This is a genomic window from Pseudomonas sp. MYb185 (genome assembly GCF_002979975.1).
Lineage (GTDB): Bacteria > Pseudomonadota > Gammaproteobacteria > Pseudomonadales > Pseudomonadaceae > Halopseudomonas.
The window spans coordinates 95,911-120,315 of the sequence record NZ_PCQD01000001.1 but is presented as its reverse complement, the minus strand read 5'-3'; the positions used below and the strand labels follow the sequence as shown (position 1 = coordinate 120,315).

Genomic DNA, 24,405 nt, shown 5'->3' with positions numbered 1-24,405 from the left:
CCTCTGAAAAGCCATGTATTGCAGCATACCGTTACGACAACCGCATTGATCTGGCACAACCCTACTCATCGAAGGGTTCCTGCAGATAGCGGTCGGTATCGAAAGTTTCCACCCAGTCGGGATAGAACACCACCAGCGCCGCCACACCCATGCCATTGATGAACCCCTCGGGAAACATCACCATGATCATGTAGCCGACCAGTTCGGCCAGCGAATTGGGTGGCGCCAGTTGTCCCGACCAGGCCAGCAGCCCCATGCCCGCCAGCATGGTCGCAACCGCCCCCAGGGCGGCGGCGAAGAACCCGCTGATGAAGATGTACAGAAACAGGTTGGTCGGCTTGAAGCGCTCCAGCATCTGGCTCATCAGCACCGTCACCAGCACCGGAATCAGGATCCGCAGCAGGCCGTTGGCACCCAACGCGCTGGCATCATCCAGGCCAAGCAGCACCAGTGCCAACTGGGCCAGCGCGCTGGCCGCCAGCGCCAGCGGCCAGTCAAGCATCAGCGTCACCACCGTCAGGCCGAGGAAGTGGAAGGTCAGACCATTATCGAATTCCTTGCGCAGCAGCCACAGCACGAACAGGGCGAATACGCTGCCGAAGAACAGGTGCTGGCGGCGGCTGTCGGTGACCAGTTCGACCCAGGATATCCGCAGCAACGCCCACAGCAACGCACCACCGTACAACAGCAGACTGAGCACGATCTGGGTGGTGGTAAGCAGGCTGGCTGACAGCATGGACATCTCCTGGGTGGCTGAGTCTGTGGCGTCGACAGCGACGGCCGGCAAGACGCGTGACAGGCATTGATTCATGCTCCGGCAGGCGCGGGCGAATCATAGCAGCCCGAGTTCCTGCCTGCAGCGCCCTCCCTGCCCCGACATGGTGCAATCTGCGCTCATGCAGCATAGAATGGCCAGATAGTCCGTCAGACTCATGCGCAACACAGAATTGCGTCCATACAAGAAAGCAGCAAAGGTGACATATGGCCAGCCGCCTCTATCCTGAAGACCAGAAACGGGTCGATGAATACCTCAAATCTCCCCTGCATCAGGTCGAACGCAAACCCTTCAAGGTCTGGTGGCTGCTTGCCGCCATCCTCGTCGCCGTATTGGGCCTCGGTCTGCTCGCACGCTTTCTCGCGACCCTGGTGATTGCCTGACTCTGGCGGACGACGACTTCCTGTCATCTGAGAGTCCATGCAATGTCACAATCCGCAGATTCACCCCTCCCCCACATTGTCGTCGTCGGCGGCGGGGCAGGCGGCCTCGAGCTGGTCACGCGCCTCGGGCGCAAGCTGGGCAAGCGCAAGCGAGCCCGCATCACCCTGATCGATGCCAACATGACGCATATCTGGAAGCCGCTGCTGCATGAGGTCGCCGCCGGCTCGCTGAATGCCACCGAAGAGGAACTGAACTACGTCGCCCAGGCCAAGTGGAATCACTTCAACTTCCAGCTCGGCTGCATGACCGGACTGGACCGGCAACAGCGCCGGATTCAACTGGCCCCCATCCAGGATGAGAATGGCGAGGCGCTGATCCCGGCGCGGCAACTGACCTATGATTACCTGGTCATTGCCGTCGGCAGCAATACCAACGACTTCAACACCCCTGGCGCCGCACAGCACTGCCTGTTCCTGGATACCCGCGCCCAGGCCGAGCGCTTCCACACACGCCTGATCAATCAATACCTCAAGGCCCAGGTGCATGGCGAGATAGCCCACAATGAATCCATCAACGTCGCCATCATCGGCGCCGGCGCCACCGGCGTGGAACTGGCCGCCGAACTGCATCATGCTGCCTTGATGCTGCGCTCCTATGGGCTGGACCGGATTCGCCCCGAAGACCTGAACGTCAATCTGGTCGAAGCGGGCCCGCGCATACTCCCTGCCCTGCCCGAACGCATTGCCGGCACCGCAGCAACGACCCTGGACGACCTGGGCGTGCATACCCATACCGGATCGCCAGTCAGCGAAGTCCAGGCCGATGGCCTGCAACTGGCCAATGGCGAGTTCATTCCCGCCTCGCTGAAGGTCTGGGCCGCCGGTATCCGCGCTCCGGCCTTTCTCGCCGGGATCGGCCTGCCGACCAACCGCATCAACCAGTTGCTGGTGGACAAGACCCTGCGTACCGAGGATGAGCGCATCTTCGCCTTCGGTGACTGTGCCGCCTGCCCGATGGACGAACCCGGCAAGTTCGTACCACCCCGCGCCCAGGCCGCGCATCAGCAGGCCAGTCTGCTGAGCCAGAACCTGATCCAGCTGCTCGATGGCAAACCGCTGAAGGCGTACCGCTATCGCGACTACGGTTCGCTGATCTCGCTGTCATCGTTCAGCGCCGTCGGCAATCTGATGGGCAATCTCACCGGTAGCGTCATGCTCGAAGGCTGGCTGGCCCGCATGTTCTACATCTCCCTGTACCGCATGCACCAGATGGCGCTGTATGGCCTGCCACGGACGATCATGCTGATGCTCAGCGACCGCATAGGCCGCAGCACCGAACCGCGTCTGAAGCTGCACTGAGGCGACAGCCGCCCGATATTCTGCCCTGGGCGGCGGAATGTCGGGCGGCTTGCGCAACGAAACCGGAGCGTCATTTGCACCTGATGCAGCTGTTTGTGCAAGAAGCTCAAATTCGGGGTTGACAGCCCCGTCCTGGCCGGTAAAATGGCGCGCCTCAGCAGGGGATATGTGACACCAACCACACCAACCTGCCGGGCGTTTTCAAGGTAATTCCGCGATAGCTCAGTTGGTAGAGCAAATGACTGTTAATCATTGGGTCCCAGGTTCGAGTCCTGGTCGCGGAGCCATCTTGTGAAGATCGGGGTATAGCGCAGTCTGGTAGCGCGCCTGCTTTGGGAGCAGGATGTCGGGAGTTCGAATCCCCCTACCCCGACCATTTTTTGTTTGAGCATAGGGTCGTTAGCTCAGTTGGTAGAGCAGTTGGCTTTTAACCAATTGGTCGTAGGTTCGAATCCTACACGACCCACCACTCAAACACCTTCGCAGCCCCCCCCGAAAATACCAAATACCAAATACCAATTTCCTATTTTTTTCCGTGTACCTGTATTTTCGATTTGCGCAGGAAATCTGCTCGAACCGGAAAATCACGCCCGCAAAGCAACCCATATCACCGGGGTGTAGTGCGCCTGCGCTACGCCTGACAGCACTCCCCCGACGGAACGCAGAAACAACAAACCCGCCTTGCGGCGGGTTTGTGTATGACTCTACAGCAGCACTTACAACTGCGGGCCAGCCTCGACGATAGCCTCGGCCACCTCGAACTTCTTGAAGTTCTCGATGAACAGACCTGCCAGGTCACGGGCAGCAGCGTCATAGGCAGCCGTGTCGGACCAGGTATTGCGCGGGTTCAGCAGCTTGGTTTCGACGCCCGGCACCGCCTTGGGCACATCCAGGTTGATCACCGGCACGTGCTCGGTTTCGGCACCGACCAGTGCACCGGACTGGATAGCCGCGATGATCGAGCGGGTAGTCGGAATGCTGAAGCGGCTGCCGACACCGTAGCCACCACCGGTCCAGCCGGTGTTGACCAGGTACACCTTGCTGCCGAAGGCATTGATACGCTTGATCAGCAGTTCGGCGTACTCACCGGCCGGACGCGGGAAGAAAGGTGCGCCGAAGCAGGTGGAGAAGGTCGACTTGATGCCACCACCCGATCCCATTTCGGTGGAACCGACCAGTGCGGTGTAACCGGACAGGAAGTGGTACGCAGCCTGCTCGTTGTTGAGAATGGACACCGGCGGCAGCACACCGGTCAGGTCGCAGGTCAGGAAGATGATCGCATTCGGCTCGCCAGCGTAGTTGGCTTCGACGCGCTTCTCGACGTGCTCCAGCGGGTAGGCGGCACGGGTATTCTGGGTCAGGGAAACGTCAGTGTAATCGGCCTTGCGGGTATCCTGGTCGATGATGACGTTTTCCAGCACGGAACCGAACTTGATCGCATCCCAGATGATTGGCTCGTTCTTCTGCGACAGGTCGATGCACTTGGCGTAGCAGCCACCTTCGATGTTGAACACGATGCCCTCGCCCCAACCGTGTTCGTCGTCACCGATCAGGTTACGCGCCGGATCAGCCGACAGGGTGGTCTTGCCGGTACCGGACAGACCGAAGAACAGCGTGGTGTTGCCGTCGTCACCGACGTTGGCAGCACAATGCATTGGCAGCACATCCTTGGCCGGCAGCAGGAAGTTCTGCACCGAGAACATCGCCTTCTTCATTTCACCCGCGTAGCGCATGCCGGCAAGCAGCACCTTGCGCTGGGCGAAGTTGAGGATTACGCAGCCGTCGCTGTTGGTACCGTCACGCTCGGGTTCGCAGACGAAGTGCGGAGCGTTGAGGATCTGCCACTGGTCCTTGCCCGCCGGATTGTACTGTTGCGGGTTGATGAACAGGGTCCGGCCGAACAGGTTGTGCCAGGCGGTTTCGGTTTCCATGACCACCGGCAGATAGTGCTCGGGGCTGGCGCCGACATGAACGTGGGAGACGTAGCTGGGGCCTTCGGCCAGGTAGTCCTCGACGCGGGTCCACAGAGCGTCGAACCTGTCTGCCGGGAACGGCCGGTTGATCGGACCCCAGGCGATGGCGGCGCTGGTGGACGGCTCGTCAACGATGAAACGGTCCATCGGCGAGCGGCCGGTACGTTCGCCGGTCTGGACCACCAGGGCGCCGTTGTCGGCCAGTTGACCTTCGTTGCGCTGGATCGCCAACTCGATCAGCTCGGCAATACTCAGGTCATTAAATACAGTGTTGGTAGCTTGCGTCATCAAACTTCGTCCTCTTCGGCTTGACCGAAATCTCCACAAGACCGATGGATTCGGCCTCAGCACCTAGGTTACCGCTCAATCAAAATCAGCGCCGGCTCGCCGCGCAAGCGCGACATTATGCCAAAGTTTTGGCTATGGCGCTAAGCCGCAGACGTCACCGGCGGTCAATGCAGGCTTTGGGCGTGGTCCCGAGCCTTGTCGAACAGCTCGACCAGCGCCGCATGGTCGAACAGATACCGGGTATTGCAGAACTGGCAGTCAATCTCTATCTCGCCACCACGCTCCTCCAGCAGCACAAATGCATCATCCTGCCCCAGACTGACCAGCGCGTTACCGGATCGTTCCGCCGAGCAACTGCACCGAAAGCTAACGGAATGCTCATCAAACAGCCTGACATCCTCTTCGTGATACAGACGATGCAGAATGGTCTGATTATCCAGCGCCATCAGCTCCTCTACACTGAGGGTATCGGCCAGGATGCTCAGGCGATTCCAGGTCTCCTGCCGCTGCGCCGGATCGGTCTGGCGGTTGGCCGGCAACGCCTGCAGCATGAAGCCTCGGGCCGAGCGGCCATCGGCCAGCAACCGGAAGCGGCTGGGCAACTGTTCGGAACTGTCAAAATAGCCGGCCAGCGAGTCGGCCAGGCATCCTCCTTCCAGTGCCACCACCCCTTGATAGCGCTGGCCCTTGTCTGGATCGATGGTGATCGCCAGCACCCCGTCGGGCATCAGCTCGGCCAGTCCTTCGCCGCTCAGCTCGTCACTGTAACGGGCGATGGCACGTACTTCCTGCTGACTGGAGCACTCGACCATCAGCGTCGACAGCGGGCCCGATGAACGCGCCTGCATGATCAGCAGGCCATCGAACTTGATCGCTGTGGACAGCAGTACCGCCGCCGCCAGCATTTCCCCGAGCAGCGCCTTGACCGACTCCGGATAGGCATGCTTGGCAAGAACTTCCTGATAGCTCTGATTCAGCGATACCAGTTCGCCACGCACATCGGCGTGCTCGAACAGAAAACGCTGGGTGACATCCTGGGACGACATGGCAGTGACCTTCGAAAAAACCCCGATTATACCCAATCAGTCCTTGGAAAGTGTGTTGCGCTCGTCGCGAAAACGGTGAATCTGTCGGCGCTGCTTCTTGGTCGGACGGTGCTCGCTGATCAGCAACCCCGGGCCGGCGGCCTTGCGCTGCGCCGCGGCAGCCTCACGCAGCTCGATGCTCTGCGGCGTTTCCTCATACAGCAACTGCGCTTCGGGCGCGCCGCGGCGGACCATGGAAACCGCTGTGATCACTACCGTGCGGGTGTCGTGGCCCTGGCGGATCTGCAGCTCGTCGCCGACTTTCGGCTCCTTGCTTGGCTTGCAGCGCTCGCCCCGGCTGTGCACCTTACCCCCTTCAATCGCTGCCTTGGCCAGCGCGCGGGTCTTGAAAAAGCGCGCCGCCCACAGCCATTTATCCAGCCGTGGCTTGCCATCATCGCTCATCGGGTCTGTACTCCTGTGGAACTTGCGTGTACGTCATTGTATCAAGCTTGTTGAAACGTCGATCATGGCCCATCATGCGCGCCATTGCAGATAGCGGATTGCAGGAGGCGGAATGAAGACCTTCGATCATCTGAACGTGATCGGGCTGCGCGAATGGATCGGGCTACCGGAGTTGGGCATCAGCAGGATCATGGCCAAGGTCGACAGCGGCGCCAAGACCTCCGCCCTGCATGCCAGCGATATCGAGATATTCGAGCGTAACGGGGAGACCTGGGTGCGCTTCAAGGCCCACACCGGTACACCGCACAAGCCCCGCGATACCGAGTGCGAGGCCCGGCTGGTCAGTTTCAAACGGGTCAAGAGTTCCAACGGTCATCTGCAGGAACGCCATGTCATCCGCACCCCCATGGTGCTGGGTGACAAACGCTGGTGGGTGGACTTCACCCTCACCTGCCGCAAGTCGATGCGCTACCGGGTACTGCTCGGCTGCACCGCCATGCTCGATGGCCAGCTTGTCATCAACCCTGGACTACGCTTCGTCCAGAACCAACCCCAGACAGACCTATATACAGAAGGTTGAACAGAACATCATGAAAATTGCGGTATTGTCGCGCAACCCCAATCTCTACTCTACCCGCCGCCTGGTTGAAGCCGGGCGGGCGCGCGGCCATGAGGTGCGGGTGATTGACACCCTGCGCGCCTACATGAACATCGCCAGTCACAAACCGAGCATCCATTACAAGGGCGCCGAACTGGAACCCTTCGACGCAGTAATCCCGCGCATCGGCGCTTCGATCACCTTCTACGGCGCCGCCGTGCTGCGCCAGTTCGAGATGATGGGCGTGTTTCCTCTGAACGAATCGGTAGCCATCAGCCGTTCGCGGGACAAACTACGCTCGCTGCAGCTATTGTCGCGCAAGGGCGTCGGCCTGCCGGTCACCGGTTTCGCCCATTCCCCGGATGATATTCCCGACCTGATCAACATGGTCGGCGGCGCACCACTGGTGATCAAGCTGCTGGAGGGCACCCAGGGCATCGGCGTGGTGATGTGCGAGACCGAACAGGCTGCCGAATCGGTGCTGGAAGCCTTCATGGGGCTCAAGGCCAATATCATGGTGCAGGAATACATCCGCGAGGCAGGCGGTGCGGATATCCGCTGCCTGGTGGTCGGTGACAAGGTGATCGCGGCGATGAAGCGCCAGGCCAAGCCTGGCGAATTCCGTTCCAACCTGCATCGCGGCGGCAGCGCCAGCCTGATCAAGATCACCCCGGAAGAACGCATGACCGCGGTACGTGCGGCCAGGGTGATGGGGCTGAATGTCGCCGGGGTGGACATCCTGCGCTCCAACCACGGGCCGGTGGTCATGGAGGTGAATTCCTCGCCGGGCCTGGAAGGCATCGAGTCGACCACTGGCAAGGACGTTGCCGGGCTGATCATCGAGTACATCGAGAAGAATGCCCGACCGAATCAGACACGTACCAAAGGCAAGGGCTGAGCCTCGGTCGTCGAGCGGGCGCTCGACAACCCATATCACCCCGCTCCGTGCTCGGTTGCTACGCCTGCTGCCTTGCCGGCATGGCTCCCGCGATGGCGCGGGCCATGCCGGCGTAATCCTCCACCGCGTCGAACTCCGCGGTATCCCGTGGTTCGCCCTGGCTGTCCGGCTGGCGCACCGCCAGCAGATGGGCAATACCGAATTCCCGGGCTGCCCGCAGGATCGACAAACCATCATCAATGAACAAGGTACGCTCGGGGTCGAACTCCACCTCGCCACGCAGCGCGTGCCAGAACGCCTGCTCTTCCTTGGGATAGCCGAAGTCATGGGAGCTGATCAGGCGCTGGAAATAGGTACGCAGCTCGACCCGCTCCATCTTCAGTGACAACGAATCGCGGTGCGCATTGGTGATCAGCACCACCTGGCGACCGCTGTGTTGCAGCGCCCGTAGAAAGGCATCGGCATCCGGGCGCAGGCGAATCAGGTGCGCCACTTCACGTTTGAGTTCGACGATCGGCAGACCCAGTTCGCGGGTCCAGAAATCCAGGCAGTACCAGTCCAGCTTGCCGTGGATACGGCTCATCAGCGGGTCGATCCGCTCCCTGGCCCAGGCCAGCGTCTGGCCGTGCTGGCGGGCATAGCACTGCGGCAGATACTCGACCCAGAAATGATTGTCGAAATGCAGATCCAGCAGCGTGCCGTCCATATCCAGCAGGACGGTGTCGATGGTGTTCCAGTTGAGCATGAGTGGTTGGGTTTTGCTGAAGTGGGCGGCTATGATAGCAGACCATCCATTGATCACGGAGCCAGCATGCCGCAGAAGCCAGAGATTCTCGATGCCCGCGTTGTCGCCAAGAGCCGGTTGTTCACCGTCGAGCAGATGCAGCTGCGCTTCAGCAACGGCACCGAACGCACCTATGAACGCCTGGTCGGCTCCGGGGCGGGCTACGGCGCGGTGATGGTGGTGGCGCTTCAGGATGCACGCACCGCACTGTTGATCGAGGAATATTGCGGCGGCACCCATGATTACCAGTTGTCACTGCCCAAGGGGCTGGTGGAACCCGGCGAGGACGTGCTGGATGCAGCCAACCGCGAACTGATGGAAGAGGCGGGCTTCGGCGCCCAGCGCATGGAGCTGCTGGGCAAGCTGTCACTGTCGCCCGGCTATATGAGCCAGAGCATTTCGGTCGTGCTGGCCCGCGATCTCTATGAAAAGCGCCTGCCGGGTGACGAACCCGAACCTATCCGGGTCGACAGCGTCGATCTCTACGCCCTGAGCGAGCTGCTGTCGCGCCCGGGCTTTTCCGAAGGCCGGGCGCTGGCGGCACTGTATCTGGTCCGCGACCTGCTCGAACAGCGCGGCGAGTTGCAGCCATGAGCCTGCCATTCGCCGTCGAGCGGCTCTGCCAACTGGCCCGTGATGCCGGGCAGGCGGCGATGCCCTGGTGGCGCCAGGAGCCGGAGGTGATCATCAAGACCGATGACTCGCCGGTAACCGCCGCTGATCTGGCTGCCAACCAGTGCATCCTGGATGGGCTGCAGGCCTTGACGCCGGACATTCCGACCCTGTCAGAGGAGGCCGCCGATGTGCCGCTGGACCAGCGCCGGCACTGGTCGCGTTTCTGGCTGATCGATCCGCTGGACGGGACCAAGGAGTTCATCGCCGGCACCGATGAGTTCACCGTCAATATCGCCCTGATCGAGCATGGCCAGGTACGTTTCGGCGTGGTCGGCGTACCGGCGCGGGAGACCCTGTACTGGGGTGGTGTCGGGCTCGGCAGCTGGTGCCAGCAGGGAAACCAGGCACCACAACCGATCCATTGCCGCCCCCCGGCCGCGCCCCTGCGGGTGGTCGCCAGTCGCCGGCATACCAGCGCCGAGCAGGAAGCACTGTTGCAGCGCCTGCAGCAGGCCCATGCGGTGGAGCTGACCGGGGTCGGCAGTTCGCTGAAATTCTGCGTGCTGGCTGAAGGCGGCGCCGACCTGTATCCGCGCTTCGCTCCCACCAGCCAGTGGGATACCGCTGCCGCCCAGGCGGTGCTGGAAGGCGCCGGCGGCCAGGTACTCGGGCTGGATGGCCAGCGTTTCGACTATCCACACCGGGAAGACTGGTTGAATCCGTATTTCATCGCCACCGGCTGTCCGGATCAGGCCCTGCGGCAGCTGTTGCTCGGCTAGTTGACTAAACTGGAGCTCGACGGCAATGCCGTCGCCAGCTCATACCGATCCATCTCTGCAGGAGTCCGACATGTTTCTTCGATCACCGCCCGAGCACAAGATGCGTCTGCCAGGCGCGGCCGAGGCTCTACCCGGCCGCGCCGAGCCGATCCCCACCAGCAGCACCCATGCGGTACTGGGCACGCAGATCAAGCCGCCATTCCCGGCACATCTGCAGCAGATCATCGTCGGCATGGGCTGCTTCTGGGGTGCCGAGCGGTTGTTCTGGCAGCTCGAGGGCGTGTATACCACCGCGGTTGGTTATTGCGCCGGCGTGACACCGAACCCGACCTATGAAGAGGTCTGCTCCGGGCTGACCGGCCATAATGAAGTGGTGCTGGTGGTGTTCGACCCTGCGATGCTGACGCTGGACGAGCTGCTGCGGGTGTTCTGGGAAAGCCATGACCCGACCCAGGGCATGCGCCAGGGCAACGACCTGGGTACCCAGTACCGCTCCGGCATCTACGTCAGCGACCAAACCCAGCAAGCCCAGGCCGAGGCCAGCCGGACGCGCTTCGCCGAGGCCCTGCACACAGCTGGCAAGGGCCCGATCACCACCGAGATCGACCAGGCGCCGGAATTCTATTACGCAGAAGATTATCATCAGCAATATTTGCACAAGAATCCGGGCGGCTATTGCGGCCTTGCCGGGACCGGAGTTTGCATGCGGTAATATTTTTTTGCTTGCAGATTCAGGCAATTACTAATAAAACATCCGCTCTGCGGAATAACCCAACGGCATCATGCCGGACCCAGAGTACCGGCAGTGACCGCTTTGCCGGTACCACTGATTCGAGGCTCGAACGCATAATCCAATAACCTCTGACCATTTCCCCGGGAGCCCATGCTGTTACTGACACTGATCTTGATCCCCTTCATCGGGTGCTTCATTGCGGCGCTGTTGCCAGTGAATGCGCGCAACAGGGAGGCCTGGCTTGCGGCCGCCATCGCTCTGATCGGCCTGGTCATCATCGGTATCCAGTTTCCGCAGATAAACAACGGGGAGGTGTTGCGCTACCAGCTCGACTGGATGCCCGAATACGGGCTGAACCTGGTCCTGCGCATGGATGGCCTGGCCTGGCTGTTCAGCATGCTGATCATCGGCATCTTCCTGCTGGTGGTGCTCTATGCACGCTACTACATGTCACCGGAAGACCCGGTACCCCGCTTCTTCTCGTTCCTGCTGGCGTTCATGGGCTCCATGCTGGGCGTGGTGTTATCGGGCAATCTGATACAGCTGGTGTTGTTCTGGGAACTGACCAGCCTGTCGTCCTTCCTGTTGATCGGCTACTGGCATCACCGCGCCGATGCGCGGCGCGGCGCGCGCATGGCCTTCACCGTGACCGCTACCGGTGGCCTGTGCCTGCTGGCCGGGGTACTGATGCTCGGCCATATCATCGGCAGCTACGACCTGGATGTGGTTCTGGAGTCCGGTGAAGCACTGCGCGAACACGCCTGGTACCTGCCCACGCTGATTCTGATCGCACTCGGCGCATTGACCAAGAGCGCCCAGTTTCCGTTCCATTTCTGGCTACCGCATGCCATGGCCGCCCCCACCCCGGTGTCGGCCTACCTGCACTCGGCGACCATGGTCAAGGCCGGCATCTTCCTGCTGATGCGCCTGTGGCCGGTGCTCTCAGGCACGCCGGAGTGGACCTGGATCATCGGCGGCGCCGGGGTCTGCACCCTGTTGATCGGCTCCTTCATCGCCATTTTCCAGCACGACCTCAAGGGGCTGCTGGCCTATTCCACCATCAGCCACCTGGGTCTGATCACCGCCCTGCTGGGCATAGGTACGCCACTGGCGATGGTGGCCGCGATCTTCCATACCCTGAACCACGCCACCTTCAAGGCTTCGCTGTTCATGGCGGTGGGCATCATCGACCATGAAAGCGGCACCCGTGACATGCGCAAGCTGCGCGGGCTGTCCCGGCTGATGCCGCATACCGCGACCCTGGCGATCGTCGCCTCGGCTGCCATGGCCGGGGTGCCCTTCCTCAATGGCTTCCTGTCCAAGGAAATGTTCTTTGCCGAGGCCCTGTTGGTCGGCAGCAACAGCAACTGGTGGATGCCGCTGGCAGCGGTGACCATGGGCGTGTTCAGCGTGGCCTACTCACTGCGTTTCATCTATGTGTTCTTCGGCAAGCCGGCTACCGACCTGCCGAAGACACCGCATGAGCCGCCACGCTGGATGCGCTTCCCGGTGGAGGTGCTGGTGGTCTTCTGCCTGATCGTCGGTATCGTGCCGGGCCTCAGTGTCGGGCCGCTGCTGCACAACGGTGTGCAATCGGTACTTGGCGACCAAACACCGTACTACAGCCTGGCGCTGTGGCATGGCTTCAATGTGCCGCTGCTGATGAGCTTCATCGCCCTGGGCGGCGGCGTCCTGTTGTATGTGGTGCTGCGTACCCAGTTCAACCTCACGCACCGCGACCGCGTGCCGGTGCTGTACCGTTTCAATGGCAAGCAGGCCTATGAAAGCACCATGCTGCAGCTGCGCAGCGGCGCCTCGCGGCTGGAGAGGCTGCTTGGCACCCGCCGCCTGCAACCGCAACTGGTGCTGATGGTCTCCGTCTGTCTGGCTGCGGGCGTGGCCGCCGCCTGGAGTGCGCCCCAGGTCTGGGCGGCTATCGAGCCGAGCACACCTCATCTGCCCTTCACCGTGCTGTGGCTGGTCGGCTGCGGCTGCGCGGTAGCAGCCGCCTGGCAGGCCAAGTATCACCGCCTGGCTTCGCTGAGCCTGGTCGGCGGCGCCGGCCTGGTGGTGTGTCTGACCTTCCTCTGGCTCTCCGCACCGGATCTGGCCCTGACCCAGCTGATGGTGGAAACCGTGACCACGGTGCTGATCCTGCTCGGCCTGCGCTGGCTGCCGCCACGTATTCTGTCCATCGAGCAGGATCGGGCAGAGAATCGCCGGGCCCGAGTCCGGCGGAGCCGGGATTTCGTTCTCGCGGTACTCGCCGGCCTGGGCATGGCGGCGATCAGTTATCTGGTGCTGACACTGCCCGCCGGCAGCGGTATCGGTGGTTTCTTCCTCGAGCGGGCGCTGTCCGAGGGCGGCGGCAGCAACGTGGTCAATGTCCTGCTGGTGGACTTCCGGGGCTTCGACACCATGGGCGAGATCGCCGTACTGGGCATCGTCGCACTGACCGTGTATGGCCTGCTGCGCCGCTTCCGCCCAGCATCCGAGAGCATGTCGCTGCCGCCGCAGCAGACCAATCTGATCGACCCGGCGGCCCAGCAGACGCCCGCGGAACAGGCCGAGAGTGGCTACCTGATGGTGCCGGGCATATATCTGCGCCTGCTGTTGCCGATGATCCTGGTGTGCTCGCTGTACTTCTTCATGCGCGGGCACAACCTGCCCGGTGGCGGCTTCGTCGCCGGCCTGGTGTTCTCGGTGGGCATCATTATCCAGTACATGCTGGCCGGTACCCTGTGGGTGGAGTCGCGCCTGCACCTGCAACCGCACCGCTGGCTGGCGTTGGGGCTGATCATCGCCGTCACCACCGGCCTGGGCGCCGTGCTGGTCGGTTATCCCTTCCTGACCAGCCACACTGCCCACTTCAGCTTGCCGTTACTGGGCGAGCTGCATATGCCCAGTGCATTCTTTTTTGATCTCGGCGTGTTCTGCGTGGTGGTCGGCGCCACCATGCTGATTCTGACGGCCCTGGCTCACCAGTCGATCCGCAGCCACCGCCTGCCGTTGGCTGCGATGGAAACCGCCGACACCGCTGGAAAGGAGAAAAACTGATGGAAGCCGTCATCGCCATTGCCATTGGCGTCCTGTTCGCCTCCGGGGTCTGGCTGATCCTGCGTCCGCGTACCTTCCAGGTCATCATTGGCCTGCTGCTGATTTCCTACGCGGTCAACATGTTCATCTTCATCATGGGGCGACTGTCGGTGAACAAGCCGCCATTGACGCTCAAGGACCCGATCGATGCCGGCCTGTTCGCCGACCCGGTCACCCAGGCACTGGTGCTCACCGCCATCGTCATCGGCTTCGCCACCACGGCGCTGTATCTGGTGCTGTTGCTGACCTCCCGCGGCCTGACCGGAACCGACCACGTGGATGGTAAGGAACCGCGCCAATGAGTTTCTGGGCTGACCAACTGATTCTGCTGCCCATACTGTTGCCGCTGCTGTTTGCTGCGGTGCTGGTACTGCTCAGCGGCCGCCAGCAACATCTCAAGTATGCCGTCAACCTGATAGGCACCCTGGCGCTGCTGGCCACCGCCATCACCCTGTTCTGGGTCACGGACAGTGAAATCTGGCCGGACGGCGTGGGTGTCTACCTGGCCGCCAACTGGGTAGCCCCATTCGGTATCGCCCTGGTGGTGGACCGCTTGTCGGCGCTGATGCTGACCCTGGCGGCGGTCATCGCGGTAGCAGCGCTGATATTCTCCTATCGCCGCTGGAGCCGGGCCGGTGTGCATTTCCACTCGCTGTTCCAGTTCCTGCTGGCGGGAATCAACGGCTCCTTCATCACCGGTGACCTGTTCAACCTGTTCGTGTTCTTCGAGATCATGCTGGCGGCCTCCTACGGTCTGCTGCTGCTCGGCCTGCAGGCCAACCGGATACGCGCCAGCATGCAGTACGTGGTGGTCAACCTGGTCGCTTCGTCCTTCTTCCTGATTGGTGTGGCGCTCATCTACGCTGCGGCGGGCACGCTGAACATGGCCGATCTGGCGGTCCGCGCCGCCAGCATGGGCGACAGCGAACGGCTGCTGCTCGAAGTCGGGGCCGCCATACTGGCCATCGCCTTCCTGACCAAGAGTGCGATGTGGCCGCTGGGCTTCTGGCTACCGACCACCTATGCCGCCGCCGCGCCGCCGGTGGCCGCGATGCTGGTGCTGATGACCAAGGTCGGGGTCTATGTGCTGCTACGCCTGTGGCTACTGGTATTTGCCGAGCAGGAAGCCTCGCTGGGTGCGATCTCCGGTACCGCGTTGCTGGTCGGCGGCCTGCTCACCCTGGCATTTGGCACCATAGGCCTGCTGGGCAGCCAGGAGCTGGGCCGCATGGCTGGCTTCAGCGCGATCATTTCCTCCGGTACGCTGCTGGCTGCGGTCGGCTATGGCGAGCAGAAGGTGATCAGCGCCGCGCTGTTCTATCTGGTCAGCTCGACCCTGGCAGTGGCGGCGTTCATGCTGATGATCGAGCTGGTCGAACGGATTCGCAAGCCCAGCGCGGCCATGCTCGCCCTGACCATGGAGGCCTTCGCCATCGACGATGATCCCGAGGAATCCGCCGGGGTGGTCATCCCCGCGGCCATGGCCTTCCTCGGATTGTCCTTCTTTGCCTGCGCGCTGATCATCGCCGGGTTGCCGCCACTGTCCGGGTTCATCGCCAAGTTCGCGCTGTTCCATGCGCTGCTCAATCCGGCCGGGCTATTCGTCGACAACCTGTATATCGCCGGGCCACTGGCCTGGACCATGCTGGCGCTGATCATCATCTCCGGGCTGGCGGCGATCATTTCGCTGATGCGCTTTGGCGTACGTACCTTCTGGGCCACCCCTGACGCCAAGGCCCCGCGCCTGCAATTGAGCGAAGCAGCACCGGTGTCGGCGCTGCTGCTGCTGTGCGTGATCATGAGTGTGGCGGCCGGGCCGACCAGTCGCTATATGGAGCGCGCTTCCGCCACCCTGCATCAGCCACAGCTGTATATCGAGCGCGTGCTGTCGAGCCCCGCCATACCCGGTGTGGTGAGCACCGCAGGAGTCGAGCAATGAGTCGCTGGCTGCCTACCCCACTGATGTCCCTGGCATTGTTGCTGCTGTGGCTGATGCTCAACCAGAGCATCGAGCCAGCGCACCTGCTGCTCGGGGCGATCATCGCCATCGCCGTGCCGCTGCTGGTTGCACCGCTGCGTCCGACACCGGTGCGCGTGTCGCGTCCGCTCACCATCATCCGCCTGACAGGCTATGCGCTGATCGAGATCCTGCGTTCGTGCTTCAACGTCTGCACCCTGATCCTGTTTGGCGGGGGCCGGCTCAATTCGCAGTTCATCCGCATCCCACTCGATCTGCGTGACCCCCATGGCCTGGCGGTGCTGGCCTGCATCATCAACTCCACCCCCGGTACCGTCTGGGTGGAGATCATTCCGGGCAGTCATGATCTGGCGCTGCATGTGTTCGATCTGCATGATGCGGCCTGGTGGGTGAACACGATCAAGACCAAGCTGGAAAGCCCCTTGATCGAGATTTTCGAACAGGAGAAAGCATGACTGGCCTGATGCTGACAGTGGCGCTCGGTTTCGCCCAGCTGTGCGTGCTGCTGGCGCTGATCTTCTGCGCCATCCGCCTGCTGCGCGGCCCCACCGCCCAGGACCGGGTACTGGCACTGGATTCCTTGTGGATGGCGGCGATGCTGTTCATCCTGCTGCTGGGTGTGCGTTTCTCGAGCATGGTGTATTTCGAGGCGGCGCTGGTGATCGCGCTGACCGGCTTCGTCTCATCCATCGCCCTGGCCAAATTCCTCATGCGCGGGGAGATCATCGAATGAGCAGCTTCCTCACCGAGCCGATGAGCGCACTGTCCGCCTGGTTGGCAATCCCCATCGCCCTGCTGCTGATCCTTGGCGGCGTGATCACCTTTATCGGCGCGCTGGGCCTGCTGCGCCTGCCGAACTTCTACCAGCGCATCCACGGTCCGGCGGTGTTCATCACCGTGGGTACCGGCTGTTTCCTGATTGCCTCGATGCTGTATTTCAGTGGCACCGAGGAGCGACCGGTGATGCATGAATTGCTGATCACCGCATTCGTGTTGCTGACCGCGCCTGTGGTGTCGATGATGGTGATGCGTGCGGGTGTCTACCGTGACCTGCGCGCGCGCAAGCCCGAAAGCGGCCAAGCCGATGCCTATCAGTTTCCGGATGATCAATAAGCGCGCCAGGCGAGGCGGGATATCGCTGACGGGATATCGCTGAAGAGACGCCAGCCAGGAGAAGAATACTGAGCGACGCTAGCGCGCTGCCCAGCGGTGACCACCGGTCACTCGAAGGAGTTGTTGCTTGTCATGGCCAGGCTGGGCATCAGCAGGCTGGCCAGACGGAACAGATTGCCACCCTGACTGATCAGCAATGTCGGCCCATTCTGCCCGATCAGCTTGCCAGCGAGCAGCCCCGCCGCCAGGCTTCCCGCCAGCCAGTACAGCGGCGGCACCCGTTGCAGCGCGGTACGGCGCTCCCGGCCGTCGAGCTTGAGCAAGGCTATTTCGATGGCCAGTTGCTCATCCAGTTGCCGAATCTGATTTTCCAGCGTCTTGCGCGCCATTGACTTGCTCCTTCAGCGTCTTCAGTTGCCGGTTGGTCGCAGGGAACGACAGGCTCTTCGCAAACTTCCTGCAATAGGCCACCATCACCCCCAGCGCCACTACCTGCACCAGGATGAACGTCACGATGGCCAACGCCTGGGAACCGATCCAGGCGAATACCAGCCAAGCCAACAGGACCGAAAGACCAACCCAGGCCAGCAGCGCAATGGGCAGCATGGCCAACCCCAGCACCAGCAACCGACCGGAGTCGCCTGCCGCCAGTTTCAGCTCCAGCCCCGCCAGCCGAACCAGGTCACCCCCGGCCAGTGCGGCATGTTCCAGCCACTCCAGCGAGGACTTCAGCTCAGCTATCAGCGGCTGTCGGTGCTGCTCCTGGCCACCGACATCACCGCTTTCGGGGGTATTCTCTCCCGGAATACCGGTCATTTCTTGGACATGAGCTGCGAGACCAGGAAACCAGCGGCAAAGGCCAGGCCGAGTGTCGCCAGCGGCTTGTCGTGCAGGTAGCTGTTGGCCTGGTCACAAAGCTCTTCAGCCTTGGCCTTGCCCTTCTTCAACTGCTCTTCGGCATCGTGTTTCCAGTCCATACCGGCTGACTCGGCCGCATGCTTGAAGTGTTCCTTGGCTTCTACCAGCTTGTCGTAGGCAGCCGCCACCGCTTCCTTACCAGAGTCGACCTCTTCTTTCTTATTGGCGTCGTTTTGCTTTGCTACGGTTCCGTTCTTGTCAACAGCAGTCATATTCATACGCTCCTTGATAGTATCGGATTAGTCGCATTCACCACATCGACACAATACTTGACCCTGGGCACTGTGGCATGTTCCCGCTTTTTTGCAAAATAAGCCCACCGCAGCCGGCTCAGGGCTCTCCTGCCAACCAGTCCATGCGCCAGCCGCCAGAGCCGGACTGAGCCAACTGTGCAGCCAACCACGGCAGGCTCTGTTCCAGTTCTTCCCATAACGGCCATGGCGGGTTGATCAGCATCAGGCCCGAACCGTTGAGCCCGAGGCTGGTGTCGGCCGGCCGCACGTTGAGCTCGACCCGCAACACCTTGGGTAGCCCCGCCGCACCGATACGCTGGTAGAACTCGCGCAGCAGGCGCTGGTCCTTGATCGGATACCACAGGGCGATCACCGTCTGGCGCATGCGCTGGATGCCGACCTGCACGGCGGCAAGGCAGCGCTGCAGGTCATCGGGCTTTTCGAAGGGTGGGTCGAGCAGCCATAACGCGCGCTTTTCCGCCACCGGCAGGAAGGCCTTGGGCAACTGGTAGCCGTCACGCTGATGCACGGCGATACCAGGTTCATCGGCAAAGTGGTTTTTCAGTGTCAGGGCGTCGTCGGGGTGCAGTTCACTGAGGATCATCCGGTCCTGTTCGCGCAGCACGTCGGCTACCAGTTGCGGGGAGCCGGGGTACAGCCGCAGCTCCCCACCAGGATTGTGCCGCGCCACGGCGTCCCGGTAATCTACCAGCAGTTCGGGCAGATCATCCCGTGTCCAGAGCCGACCGATGCCATCCAGGTACTCCCCGGTGCGACTGGCATCCTCGCCCTGCAGGTCATACAACGCGGTGCCGGCGTGGCTGTCCAGATAGCACAACGGGGCGTCCTTGCGCTGCATCAACCTGACCATGCGCAGCAGGATGGCATGTTTGAGGACGTCGGCGTGATTGCCGGCGTGGAAACTGTGACGGTAGTTCATGGGGATTCCTGAAGCGATCAATGGGCGCATTCTAGCCCATTGGCCTGCTGGTTGGTTTGCGCGGGATGCTGGCTACCGGTGCAGTATCAAGCCTGTTGACTGGTAGGCGTCACCCGCAGCACTTCCTCGATGGTGGTCAGCCCCGCCGCGACCTTCTGCGCACCGGACAGCCGCAGGCTGTGCATGCCTTCGCGGTAGGCCTGGCGGCGCAGGGCGTTGAGATCGATATCGGCCTGGATCAGCGGCTTGAGACTGTCGCTCAGCGGCATCAGCTCATACACCCCTGCCCTGCCGCGATAACCAGTTTCGCGGCATTCCGGGCAGCCTACCGGACGCTGGGCACGGCTGGGCAACGGCGAGTTCCACGGTTTGGTCAGCTCCTGCCAGTCGCTCGCGTCCACCGTGGCCGGCTCCTTGCAGTGCGGGCACAGGGTGCGCACCAGCCGCTGGGCCATGACCCCGAGTACCGTGGCCTTGATCAGATAGGCCGGCACGCCCAGTTCGATCAACCGGCTCACCGAGCTGGGCGCATCGTTGGTATGCAGGGTAGACAGCACCAGGTGCCCGGTCAGCGCTGCCTGGATCGCCATTTCCGCGGTTTCCAGGTCACGGATCTCGCCAACCATGATGATATCCGGGTCCTGGCGCATCAGCGCGCGCACGCCGCTGGCGAAGGTCAGGTCGATATTGTGCTGCACCTGCATCTGGTTGAAGCTGTCCTCGACCATCTCGATCGGGTCTTCAATGGTACAGACGTTGACCTCCGGCGTGGCCAGCTGCTTGAGCGTGGTGTACAGGGTGGTGGTCTTGCCCGAGCCGGTCGGGCCGGTGACCAGGACGATGCCATTGGGTTGCTGCACCATGCCCTGCCAGCGGCGCTGATCCTCGCTGGAAAAGCCCAACTGGTCGAAACTGCGCAACAGCACGTCGGGGTCGAAGATGCGCATGACCATCTTCTCGCCAAAGGCGGTGGGCAGGGTGGACAGGCGCAACTCGATCTCGCTGCCCTGGGGCGACTTGGTCTTGACCCGGCCATCCTGGGGTTTGCGTTTTTCCGCGACGTTCATCCGGCCCAGGGTCTTCAGTCGGCTGACCACCGCCACCGCGACCTGCAAGGGGAACTGATAGACCGTGTGCAGCACACCATCGATGCGCAGCCGCACACTGCCGGTGTCACGGCGCGGTTCGATATGGATATCACTGGCGCGCTGCTCGAAGGCGTACTGGAACAGCCAGTCGACGATATTGACCACGTGGGCATCGTTGGCGTCGGGCTCCTGGCCCATGCTGCCCAGGTTGAGCAGTTGCTCGAAGTTGCCGATGCCGCTGAGTTTCTGATCCGTGGCATTGGCGCCGTGGACCGAGCGCGCCAGCCGATAGAACTCCACCGAGTAGCGCTGGATGTCCGCCGGGCTGGTCACCACCCGGCGGATGTCGCGCTTGAGCACATGCACCAGGTCGGCTTCCCAGCCACGCATGAATGGCTGGGCACTGGCGATGGTCACTTCGCGTTCGTTGATGTCCACGGCGAGAATGCCATGGCGCTGGGCGAAGGCGAAGGACATCAGCGGCGTGATGGCAGAGACGTTGATCTTCAGCGGATCGATACGATAGAAGGGTTGCCCCGACTCGCTGGCCAGCCAGCGGGTCAGCAGCTCCAGGTCCAGTGTCTTGCCGGGACGGGCCAGATCCTGCGGCGCCTGCCCGGCAATGAATTCCAGCGGGTGCAGCTTGGCGGTCGCACCGCTGGCCGAACGCCGCAACATGCTCAGTTGCTCGGCGCCCTCCTGGCTCAGACGTCCCTGCTCCACCAGCGCCTTGAGCAGATCGGCCAGTTCTAGCCGCCGATCATTGCCAGCCAGCGCCAGTTCGCTCAGATGCTTCATCCCTGTATGCCTCCCTGCGGTTGTGTCAGCCGTTCAGTTCGCGCCAGGCATTGAGCTTGCGCAAGCGCTGTCCCTGTTTGCGCAGCGCCGTGAGCAGCGCCGGGCGCACCTCTTCCTCGACCAGCGGATATTGCTCCAGCAGGGCCTGCAGCTTGTTCAGCTCACCGAACAGACGATCCGGCTCCGAGGCCTGCAGGTGCTGGCGAAACCCGGATAGCAGAAAATACAGGCGATTCAGGCGCGGCTGCTGATCCAGCCATTGATCGACATCGACGTCGGCATCATTGTGGTGCGGCACGCGCAACTCCTGGATTTCCCGGCCCACCGCCGCCAGCAGCCAGCGCGACAGGCTCAATGCGCCGATCCGATCCCCGCGCGGCGGTCGATTGGCCTTCCAACTGCTCTGGTGCAACCACAGCGCCAGGCCGATGAACAGTTGCCCCCAGGCCGGATCGGCGATGCTCTGCTCGAATACCTGCGGTGCCTGCTCCCGGGCACGGCGGCCTTCCTCATCATCGGCCCAGCCGGCGAGTACCAGCGGGCGATACCGCTGCAGCAACTGATCCAGCACCGGCAGGAAAGGTTGCGCGGAACTGCGCGGCAGGGCCAGGTCGAATACACCGAAGAATGCCCGCAAGCTGCCCAGGTTCACCACCAGTTCGCGAAACAGCCGCCATTGGCCACTGAAACGGTATTGTTCGGCCAATCGCTGGGTATGCCCGAGCAGTTGCCAGCCGGCCCCGGCAATCACATCATCGACGGTACTCTCTTGCGACCAATTGGTGGCATCCAGGCGCAGGTCGTAACTGGTCGGATCGAACAACCGGTAACCACGCTCGGCCTTGCTGATATCACAGGGCATCAGCGGCACATCCGCGGCCAGCGCGGCGGCCAGTTCCAGCAGCGCGGCGATCGGCCCGCTGCGCAATTCCAGCTCCAGTTCGCAGATCGGCTCCTGCCGACCATCGGCCAGTACCTGGCCCTGGTCCAGGGCCGCTTCGACTTCCACCGTCTCACCATCACGCTCCCAGCGCAGCAGTGCCTTGGTACGCTGGAAGTCGGTGGTGAATACCGGTAGCAGGGTGAGCTTGTCCAGCGCGCTCAGGCTGGCCGGCCAGCAGCTGTCGTCGAGCAGTGTCAGGTCCAGCGCAGCGGCATCCACTGTCCAGTCCCATTCATTGCGCTCGGATAGCCCCGCAACGCTCTGGCCACGACTCTTGAGGGTCTGGATGAACTGTTCACCATCGCGGCGTACCCGCAGTGCGACCCGCGCAGCGGCCAGCTCGCGCGTGGCAGTGTCATAATACTGGTTGTACAAGGGGCCGCCCGTCCACTCGCCCTGCAGATGCTGACGCAGCACCGGGTGGTTGCGCAGGTTGCCAAGGACCTCGGGGCTGACCCGCAGTTTGATTTCTGTCTCTTTGACCATGCTCTTCTCTACACTAATGGTTTTGCGCAATCGGCCGTAATCGAATCGGTTTGTGACGTTTTTGTGTCTTTTGGATGACCGCCCGCCGGACCAAGCTTATAATCAGCAGCCAATCCAGTCTTGGAGCCTTGTATGCCCAACAATCCTTTCGTGAATCTCTTCGGCCGCTCCCCTGTCGGCCCGATACAACGACATATGACCAAGGCCCATGAATGCACCACTCAACTGGTGCCCTTCATCGACGCCCTGATGGCCGAGGACTGGGTTGAAGCCGAACGCATTCAGCAGCGGATATCCAGTCTGGAACGCGAAGCTGACCAGATGAAGAAAGACATACGCGTCAATCTGCCTAACAGTCTGTTTCTCTCCGTACCGCGCTCGGACCTGCTCGAACTGCTCAGTGTACAGGACAAAGTTGCCAACCGCGCCAAGGATATCGCCGGCCTGATGCTGGGTCGCAAGATGAAGATCCACCCGGACGTACAGCCGGCCTTCAGACGCTTCGTCGAGCGTTCGGTGGAAGCTGCGACCCAGGCCCTGCGGGCCATGGACGAGTTGAGCGAGCTGATGGAAACCAGCTTTGCCGGTCGTGAGGTAAAACTCGTCGAGAAGCTGATCGATGAACTGGAACACATCGAGCACGATACGGATGAAATGCAGATCAAGCTGCGTGCCGAGCTGTACAAGCGCGAAGCCGTACTACCGCCGGTGGACGTCATGTTCACCTACCAGATCATCGAATGGATTGGCGATGTCGCTGACCGAGCGGAACGCGTAGGGAATCGCCTGGGAATCCTCATGGCCCGGTAACCTGCCGGCTCATCACACCTAACTCACCATAGAGCTTTTCATTTATGACCCTGATCGCAGAATATGGCACCATCTTGCTGGTGCTGGCCTGCCTGTTCGGCTTTTTCATGGCTTGGGGCGTTGGCGCCAACGACGTAGCCAATGCCATGGGCACCTCGGTCGGCTCCCGTGCCCTGACCATCAAGCAGGCTATTCTCATCGCCATGGTCTTCGAGTTCCTCGGCGCCTATCTGGCAGGCGGGTCGGTCACCCAGACCATCCGCAGCGGCATCGTCGACCCCTCGATGATCTCTCCCGAACAGATGATATTCGGCATGCTCGCGTCCCTGCTGGCGGCCGGCACCTGGCTGTTGCTCGCCTCCATACGAGGCTGGCCGGTATCCACTACCCATACCATCATCGGTGCGGTCATCGGCTTCGCCGCGGTCGGCGTCTCGGTGGATTCGGTCAAATGGCTGGGAGTAGTGCCGATCGTGTCCAGTTGGGTGATCTCGCCCTTCCTGGCCGGCAGCATCGCCTTCATGATCTTCCTCAGCGTGCACAAGCTGATCCTGGATACCGATGACCCCTTCGCCAATGCCAAGCGCTATATTCCCATGTACATGTTCGCCGTGGGCTTCATCATCGCACTGATGACCCTGACCAAGGGCCTCAAGCATGTCGGACTGCATTTCACCGACTTGCAGAGCTTCGGTCTGTCGGTATTGTCCGGCCTGCTGGTGACCGTGCTGGGTGTCCTCCTGATGAGCCGCATCAAGGATGAGCCCTCGGGAAAATCACATCTCCATGGGGTGGAACGGGTATTCGCCATCCTGATGATCTTCACCGCCTGCGCCATGGCCTTCGCCCACGGCTCCAACGACGTTGCCAATGCGGTCGGCCCGTTGGCGGCGATCGTCGGCGTCCTGCAGTCAGGCACCATACATGCCCAGTCCACCGTACCCGGCTGGGTACTGCTGGTGGGTGCCGTCGGTATCGTGGTCGGTCTGGCCACCTATGGTTACCGGGTCATCGCCACCATTGGCCGACATATCACCGAGCTGACCCCCAGCCGCGGTTTCGCCGCCGAACTGGCAGCGGCCTCGACAGTAGTGGCGGCCTCCGGTATCGGCCTGCCGGTGTCCACCACCCATACCCTGGTCGGAGCGATTCTCGGGGTTGGCATGGCCCGCGGTATCGCCGCGCTCAACCTCAAGGTGATCGGCACCATCTTCACTTCCTGGGTAGTGACGCTGCCAGCTGGCGCGATTCTTTCCATCATCTACTTCTTCATCTTCCAGGGCATTTTCGGCTGACGCCCGCTCCTGCCTGACGTAAGCTGTCCTTT

The 24,405-nt window shown here is 62.1% G+C and carries 26 protein-coding genes and 3 tRNA genes; 18 read left to right on the top strand and 11 right to left on the bottom strand.

All coding sequences use genetic code 11. The features are described from left to right. Positions 1–61 precede the first annotated feature (61 nt). The gene (locus CQ007_RS00580; RefSeq protein ID WP_105642974.1) at positions 62–736 is read right to left on the bottom strand and encodes an energy-coupling factor ABC transporter permease; all 675 of its coding nucleotides are present in this window, start codon (positions 734–736) and stop codon (positions 62–64) included. A 245-nt stretch (positions 737–981) separates the two neighbouring features. On the opposite strand from CQ007_RS00580, the gene CQ007_RS00575 reads away from it, so the two are divergent. The 5 genes from CQ007_RS00575 to CQ007_RS00555 all read left to right on the top strand — a co-directional run bounded on the left by CQ007_RS00575 (position 982) and on the right by CQ007_RS00555 (position 2,986). Then, positions 982–1,158 (top strand): DUF3094 family protein, encoded by a 177-nt coding sequence (locus CQ007_RS00575; protein ID WP_105642973.1) that lies wholly within the window; start codon positions 982–984, stop codon positions 1,156–1,158. 42 nt (positions 1,159–1,200) lie between these two features. After that, the gene (locus tag CQ007_RS00570) at positions 1,201–2,517 is read left to right on the top strand and encodes an NAD(P)/FAD-dependent oxidoreductase (protein ID WP_105642972.1); all 1,317 of its coding nucleotides are present in this window, start codon (positions 1,201–1,203) and stop codon (positions 2,515–2,517) included. A 211-nt stretch (positions 2,518–2,728) separates the two neighbouring features. Continuing rightward, positions 2,729–2,804, top strand: a tRNA-Asn gene (locus CQ007_RS00565). A gap of 12 nt (positions 2,805–2,816) precedes the next feature. Continuing rightward, positions 2,817–2,893: transfer RNA gene (locus tag CQ007_RS00560), tRNA-Pro, on the top strand. Positions 2,894–2,910: 17 nt separating this feature from the next. Further along, positions 2,911–2,986, top strand: a tRNA-Lys gene (locus CQ007_RS00555). A gap of 247 nt (positions 2,987–3,233) precedes the next feature. Here the strand turns inward: CQ007_RS00555 and CQ007_RS00550 are convergent. The 3 genes from CQ007_RS00550 to CQ007_RS00540 all read right to left on the bottom strand — a co-directional run bounded on the left by CQ007_RS00550 (position 3,234) and on the right by CQ007_RS00540 (position 6,268). Then, entirely contained in the window at positions 3,234–4,778 is a 1,545-nt protein-coding gene (locus tag CQ007_RS00550; protein WP_105642971.1) for a phosphoenolpyruvate carboxykinase, read from the bottom strand. 164 nt (positions 4,779–4,942) lie between these two features. Next, positions 4,943–5,824 carry an Hsp33 family molecular chaperone HslO gene (gene hslO / locus CQ007_RS00545; RefSeq protein WP_105642970.1) on the bottom strand — a complete coding sequence of 294 codons (882 nt, stop codon included), beginning with the start codon at positions 5,822–5,824 and terminating at the stop codon, positions 4,943–4,945. Positions 5,825–5,860: 36 nt separating this feature from the next. Next, entirely contained in the window at positions 5,861–6,268 is a 408-nt protein-coding gene (locus CQ007_RS00540) for an RNA-binding S4 domain-containing protein (protein ID WP_105642969.1), read from the bottom strand. Between the two features lie 112 nt (positions 6,269–6,380). Between CQ007_RS00540 and CQ007_RS00535 the strand changes: the two genes are divergently transcribed. Next, the gene (locus tag CQ007_RS00535) at positions 6,381–6,848 is read left to right on the top strand and encodes an ATP-dependent zinc protease (protein ID WP_105642968.1); all 468 of its coding nucleotides are present in this window, start codon (positions 6,381–6,383) and stop codon (positions 6,846–6,848) included. A 10-nt stretch (positions 6,849–6,858) separates the two neighbouring features. Beyond that, a complete protein-coding gene (gene rimK, locus CQ007_RS00530) occupies positions 6,859–7,764 on the top strand; it encodes a 30S ribosomal protein S6--L-glutamate ligase (RefSeq protein ID WP_105642967.1) in 906 nt (301 codons plus the stop codon). Between the two features lie 58 nt (positions 7,765–7,822). Here the strand turns inward: rimK and yrfG are convergent, their stop codons facing one another. Then, on the bottom strand, positions 7,823–8,509 hold the full coding sequence (gene yrfG / locus CQ007_RS00525; RefSeq protein WP_105642966.1) for a GMP/IMP nucleotidase: 687 nt from the start codon (positions 8,507–8,509) through the stop codon (positions 7,823–7,825). 66 nt (positions 8,510–8,575) lie between these two features. Here yrfG and nudE point away from each other — a divergent pair, with 66 nt between their 5' ends. The 9 genes from nudE to mnhG all read left to right on the top strand — a co-directional run bounded on the left by nudE (position 8,576) and on the right by mnhG (position 16,862). Beyond that, the gene (nudE, locus tag CQ007_RS00520; protein ID WP_105642965.1) at positions 8,576–9,142 is read left to right on the top strand and encodes an ADP compounds hydrolase NudE; all 567 of its coding nucleotides are present in this window, start codon (positions 8,576–8,578) and stop codon (positions 9,140–9,142) included. Next, complete coding sequence (gene cysQ / locus CQ007_RS00515) at positions 9,139–9,942, top strand: 3'(2'),5'-bisphosphate nucleotidase CysQ (protein WP_105642964.1); 804 nt, start codon at positions 9,139–9,141, stop codon at positions 9,940–9,942. Before nudE ends, cysQ begins: the two co-directional genes overlap by 4 nt. Before the next feature lie 70 nt (positions 9,943–10,012). Next, complete coding sequence (gene msrA / locus CQ007_RS00510; protein WP_105642963.1) at positions 10,013–10,654, top strand: peptide-methionine (S)-S-oxide reductase MsrA; 642 nt, start codon at positions 10,013–10,015, stop codon at positions 10,652–10,654. Positions 10,655–10,825: 171 nt separating this feature from the next. Continuing rightward, positions 10,826–13,732 carry a monovalent cation/H+ antiporter subunit A gene (locus CQ007_RS00505; protein ID WP_105642962.1) on the top strand — a complete coding sequence of 969 codons (2,907 nt, stop codon included), beginning with the start codon at positions 10,826–10,828 and terminating at the stop codon, positions 13,730–13,732. After that, entirely contained in the window at positions 13,732–14,073 is a 342-nt protein-coding gene (locus CQ007_RS00500; RefSeq protein ID WP_105642961.1) for a Na+/H+ antiporter subunit C, read from the top strand. The genes CQ007_RS00505 and CQ007_RS00500 overlap by 1 nt, the downstream gene beginning before the upstream one ends. Beyond that, positions 14,070–15,710: a monovalent cation/H+ antiporter subunit D gene (locus CQ007_RS00495; protein WP_105642960.1), complete on the top strand. Its 1,641-nt coding sequence runs from the start codon at positions 14,070–14,072 to the stop codon at positions 15,708–15,710. The genes CQ007_RS00500 and CQ007_RS00495 overlap by 4 nt, the downstream gene beginning before the upstream one ends. Continuing rightward, positions 15,707–16,204, top strand: a complete 498-nt coding sequence (locus CQ007_RS00490; protein ID WP_105642959.1) for a Na+/H+ antiporter subunit E — start codon at positions 15,707–15,709, stop codon at positions 16,202–16,204. Before CQ007_RS00495 ends, CQ007_RS00490 begins: the two co-directional genes overlap by 4 nt. 8 nt (positions 16,205–16,212) lie before the next feature. Next, positions 16,213–16,482: a K+/H+ antiporter subunit F gene (locus tag CQ007_RS00485; RefSeq protein ID WP_371919781.1), complete on the top strand. Its 270-nt coding sequence runs from the start codon at positions 16,213–16,215 to the stop codon at positions 16,480–16,482. After that, positions 16,479–16,862: a monovalent cation/H(+) antiporter subunit G gene (gene mnhG / locus CQ007_RS00480; RefSeq protein WP_256582152.1), complete on the top strand. Its 384-nt coding sequence runs from the start codon at positions 16,479–16,481 to the stop codon at positions 16,860–16,862. Before CQ007_RS00485 ends, mnhG begins: the two co-directional genes overlap by 4 nt. Positions 16,863–16,969: 107 nt before the next feature. Here the strand turns inward: mnhG and CQ007_RS00475 are convergent, their stop codons facing one another. The 6 genes from CQ007_RS00475 to CQ007_RS00450 form a co-directional block, all read right to left on the bottom strand. After that, complete coding sequence (locus CQ007_RS00475) at positions 16,970–17,251, bottom strand: hypothetical protein (protein WP_105642957.1); 282 nt, start codon at positions 17,249–17,251, stop codon at positions 16,970–16,972. Further along, complete coding sequence (locus CQ007_RS00470) at positions 17,208–17,678, bottom strand: phage holin family protein (protein ID WP_105642956.1); 471 nt, start codon at positions 17,676–17,678, stop codon at positions 17,208–17,210. The genes CQ007_RS00475 and CQ007_RS00470 overlap by 44 nt, the downstream gene beginning before the upstream one ends. Next, entirely contained in the window at positions 17,675–17,992 is a 318-nt protein-coding gene (locus tag CQ007_RS00465) for a DUF883 C-terminal domain-containing protein (protein WP_146114520.1), read from the bottom strand. Before CQ007_RS00465 ends, CQ007_RS00470 begins: the two co-directional genes overlap by 4 nt. Before the next feature lie 118 nt (positions 17,993–18,110). Continuing rightward, positions 18,111–18,953 carry a 23S rRNA (adenine(2030)-N(6))-methyltransferase RlmJ gene (locus tag CQ007_RS00460; protein WP_105642954.1) on the bottom strand — a complete coding sequence of 281 codons (843 nt, stop codon included), beginning with the start codon at positions 18,951–18,953 and terminating at the stop codon, positions 18,111–18,113. Between the two features lie 86 nt (positions 18,954–19,039). Next, a complete protein-coding gene (locus CQ007_RS00455) occupies positions 19,040–20,839 on the bottom strand; it encodes a GspE/PulE family protein (RefSeq protein ID WP_105642953.1) in 1,800 nt (599 codons plus the stop codon). 25 nt (positions 20,840–20,864) lie between these two features. Next, positions 20,865–22,268, bottom strand: a complete 1,404-nt coding sequence (locus tag CQ007_RS00450) for an inorganic triphosphatase (protein ID WP_105642952.1) — start codon at positions 22,266–22,268, stop codon at positions 20,865–20,867. Positions 22,269–22,400: 132 nt separating this feature from the next. Between CQ007_RS00450 and CQ007_RS00445 the strand changes: the two genes are divergently transcribed. Further along, positions 22,401–23,078: a TIGR00153 family protein gene (locus tag CQ007_RS00445; RefSeq protein ID WP_105642951.1), complete on the top strand. Its 678-nt coding sequence runs from the start codon at positions 22,401–22,403 to the stop codon at positions 23,076–23,078. 44 nt (positions 23,079–23,122) lie between these two features. Further along, positions 23,123–24,373, top strand: a complete 1,251-nt coding sequence (locus tag CQ007_RS00440; RefSeq protein WP_105642950.1) for an inorganic phosphate transporter — start codon at positions 23,123–23,125, stop codon at positions 24,371–24,373. Positions 24,374–24,405: the final 32 nt, after the last annotated feature.

Bases quoted from the DNA above. Each gene is read 5' to 3' on its own strand.
- CQ007_RS00470 (WP_105642956.1), bottom strand. From the start codon at position 17,678: ATGACCGGTATTCCGGGAGAGAATACCCCCGAAAGCGGTGATGTCGGT.
- CQ007_RS00570 (WP_105642972.1), top strand. From the start codon at position 1,201: ATGTCACAATCCGCAGATTCACCCCTCCCCCACATTGTCGTCGTCGGC.
- CQ007_RS00490 (WP_105642959.1), top strand. From the start codon at position 15,707: ATGAGTCGCTGGCTGCCTACCCCACTGATGTCCCTGGCATTGTTGCTG.
- CQ007_RS00455 (WP_105642953.1), bottom strand. From the start codon at position 20,839: ATGAAGCATCTGAGCGAACTGGCGCTGGCTGGCAATGATCGGCGGCTA.
- CQ007_RS00535 (WP_105642968.1), top strand. From the start codon at position 6,381: ATGAAGACCTTCGATCATCTGAACGTGATCGGGCTGCGCGAATGGATC.
- CQ007_RS00445 (WP_105642951.1), top strand. From the start codon at position 22,401: ATGCCCAACAATCCTTTCGTGAATCTCTTCGGCCGCTCCCCTGTCGGC.
- CQ007_RS00550 (WP_105642971.1), bottom strand. From the start codon at position 4,778: ATGACGCAAGCTACCAACACTGTATTTAATGACCTGAGTATTGCCGAG.
- yrfG (WP_105642966.1), bottom strand. From the start codon at position 8,509: ATGCTCAACTGGAACACCATCGACACCGTCCTGCTGGATATGGACGGC.
- nudE (WP_105642965.1), top strand. From the start codon at position 8,576: ATGCCGCAGAAGCCAGAGATTCTCGATGCCCGCGTTGTCGCCAAGAGC.
- CQ007_RS00575 (WP_105642973.1), top strand. From the start codon at position 982: ATGGCCAGCCGCCTCTATCCTGAAGACCAGAAACGGGTCGATGAATAC.
- cysQ (WP_105642964.1), top strand. From the start codon at position 9,139: ATGAGCCTGCCATTCGCCGTCGAGCGGCTCTGCCAACTGGCCCGTGAT.
- CQ007_RS00580 (WP_105642974.1), bottom strand. From the start codon at position 736: ATGCTGTCAGCCAGCCTGCTTACCACCACCCAGATCGTGCTCAGTCTG.
- CQ007_RS00485 (WP_371919781.1), top strand. From the start codon at position 16,213: ATGCTGACAGTGGCGCTCGGTTTCGCCCAGCTGTGCGTGCTGCTGGCG.
- msrA (WP_105642963.1), top strand. From the start codon at position 10,013: ATGTTTCTTCGATCACCGCCCGAGCACAAGATGCGTCTGCCAGGCGCG.
- CQ007_RS00450 (WP_105642952.1), bottom strand. From the start codon at position 22,268: ATGGTCAAAGAGACAGAAATCAAACTGCGGGTCAGCCCCGAGGTCCTT.
- CQ007_RS00460 (WP_105642954.1), bottom strand. From the start codon at position 18,953: ATGAACTACCGTCACAGTTTCCACGCCGGCAATCACGCCGACGTCCTC.
- hslO (WP_105642970.1), bottom strand. From the start codon at position 5,824: ATGTCGTCCCAGGATGTCACCCAGCGTTTTCTGTTCGAGCACGCCGAT.
- CQ007_RS00475 (WP_105642957.1), bottom strand. From the start codon at position 17,251: ATGGCGCGCAAGACGCTGGAAAATCAGATTCGGCAACTGGATGAGCAA.
- mnhG (WP_256582152.1), top strand. From the start codon at position 16,479: ATGAGCAGCTTCCTCACCGAGCCGATGAGCGCACTGTCCGCCTGGTTG.
- CQ007_RS00500 (WP_105642961.1), top strand. From the start codon at position 13,732: ATGGAAGCCGTCATCGCCATTGCCATTGGCGTCCTGTTCGCCTCCGGG.
- rimK (WP_105642967.1), top strand. From the start codon at position 6,859: ATGAAAATTGCGGTATTGTCGCGCAACCCCAATCTCTACTCTACCCGC.
- CQ007_RS00495 (WP_105642960.1), top strand. From the start codon at position 14,070: ATGAGTTTCTGGGCTGACCAACTGATTCTGCTGCCCATACTGTTGCCG.
- CQ007_RS00440 (WP_105642950.1), top strand. From the start codon at position 23,123: ATGACCCTGATCGCAGAATATGGCACCATCTTGCTGGTGCTGGCCTGC.
- CQ007_RS00505 (WP_105642962.1), top strand. From the start codon at position 10,826: ATGCTGTTACTGACACTGATCTTGATCCCCTTCATCGGGTGCTTCATT.
- CQ007_RS00465 (WP_146114520.1), bottom strand. From the start codon at position 17,992: ATGACTGCTGTTGACAAGAACGGAACCGTAGCAAAGCAAAACGACGCC.
- CQ007_RS00540 (WP_105642969.1), bottom strand. From the start codon at position 6,268: ATGAGCGATGATGGCAAGCCACGGCTGGATAAATGGCTGTGGGCGGCG.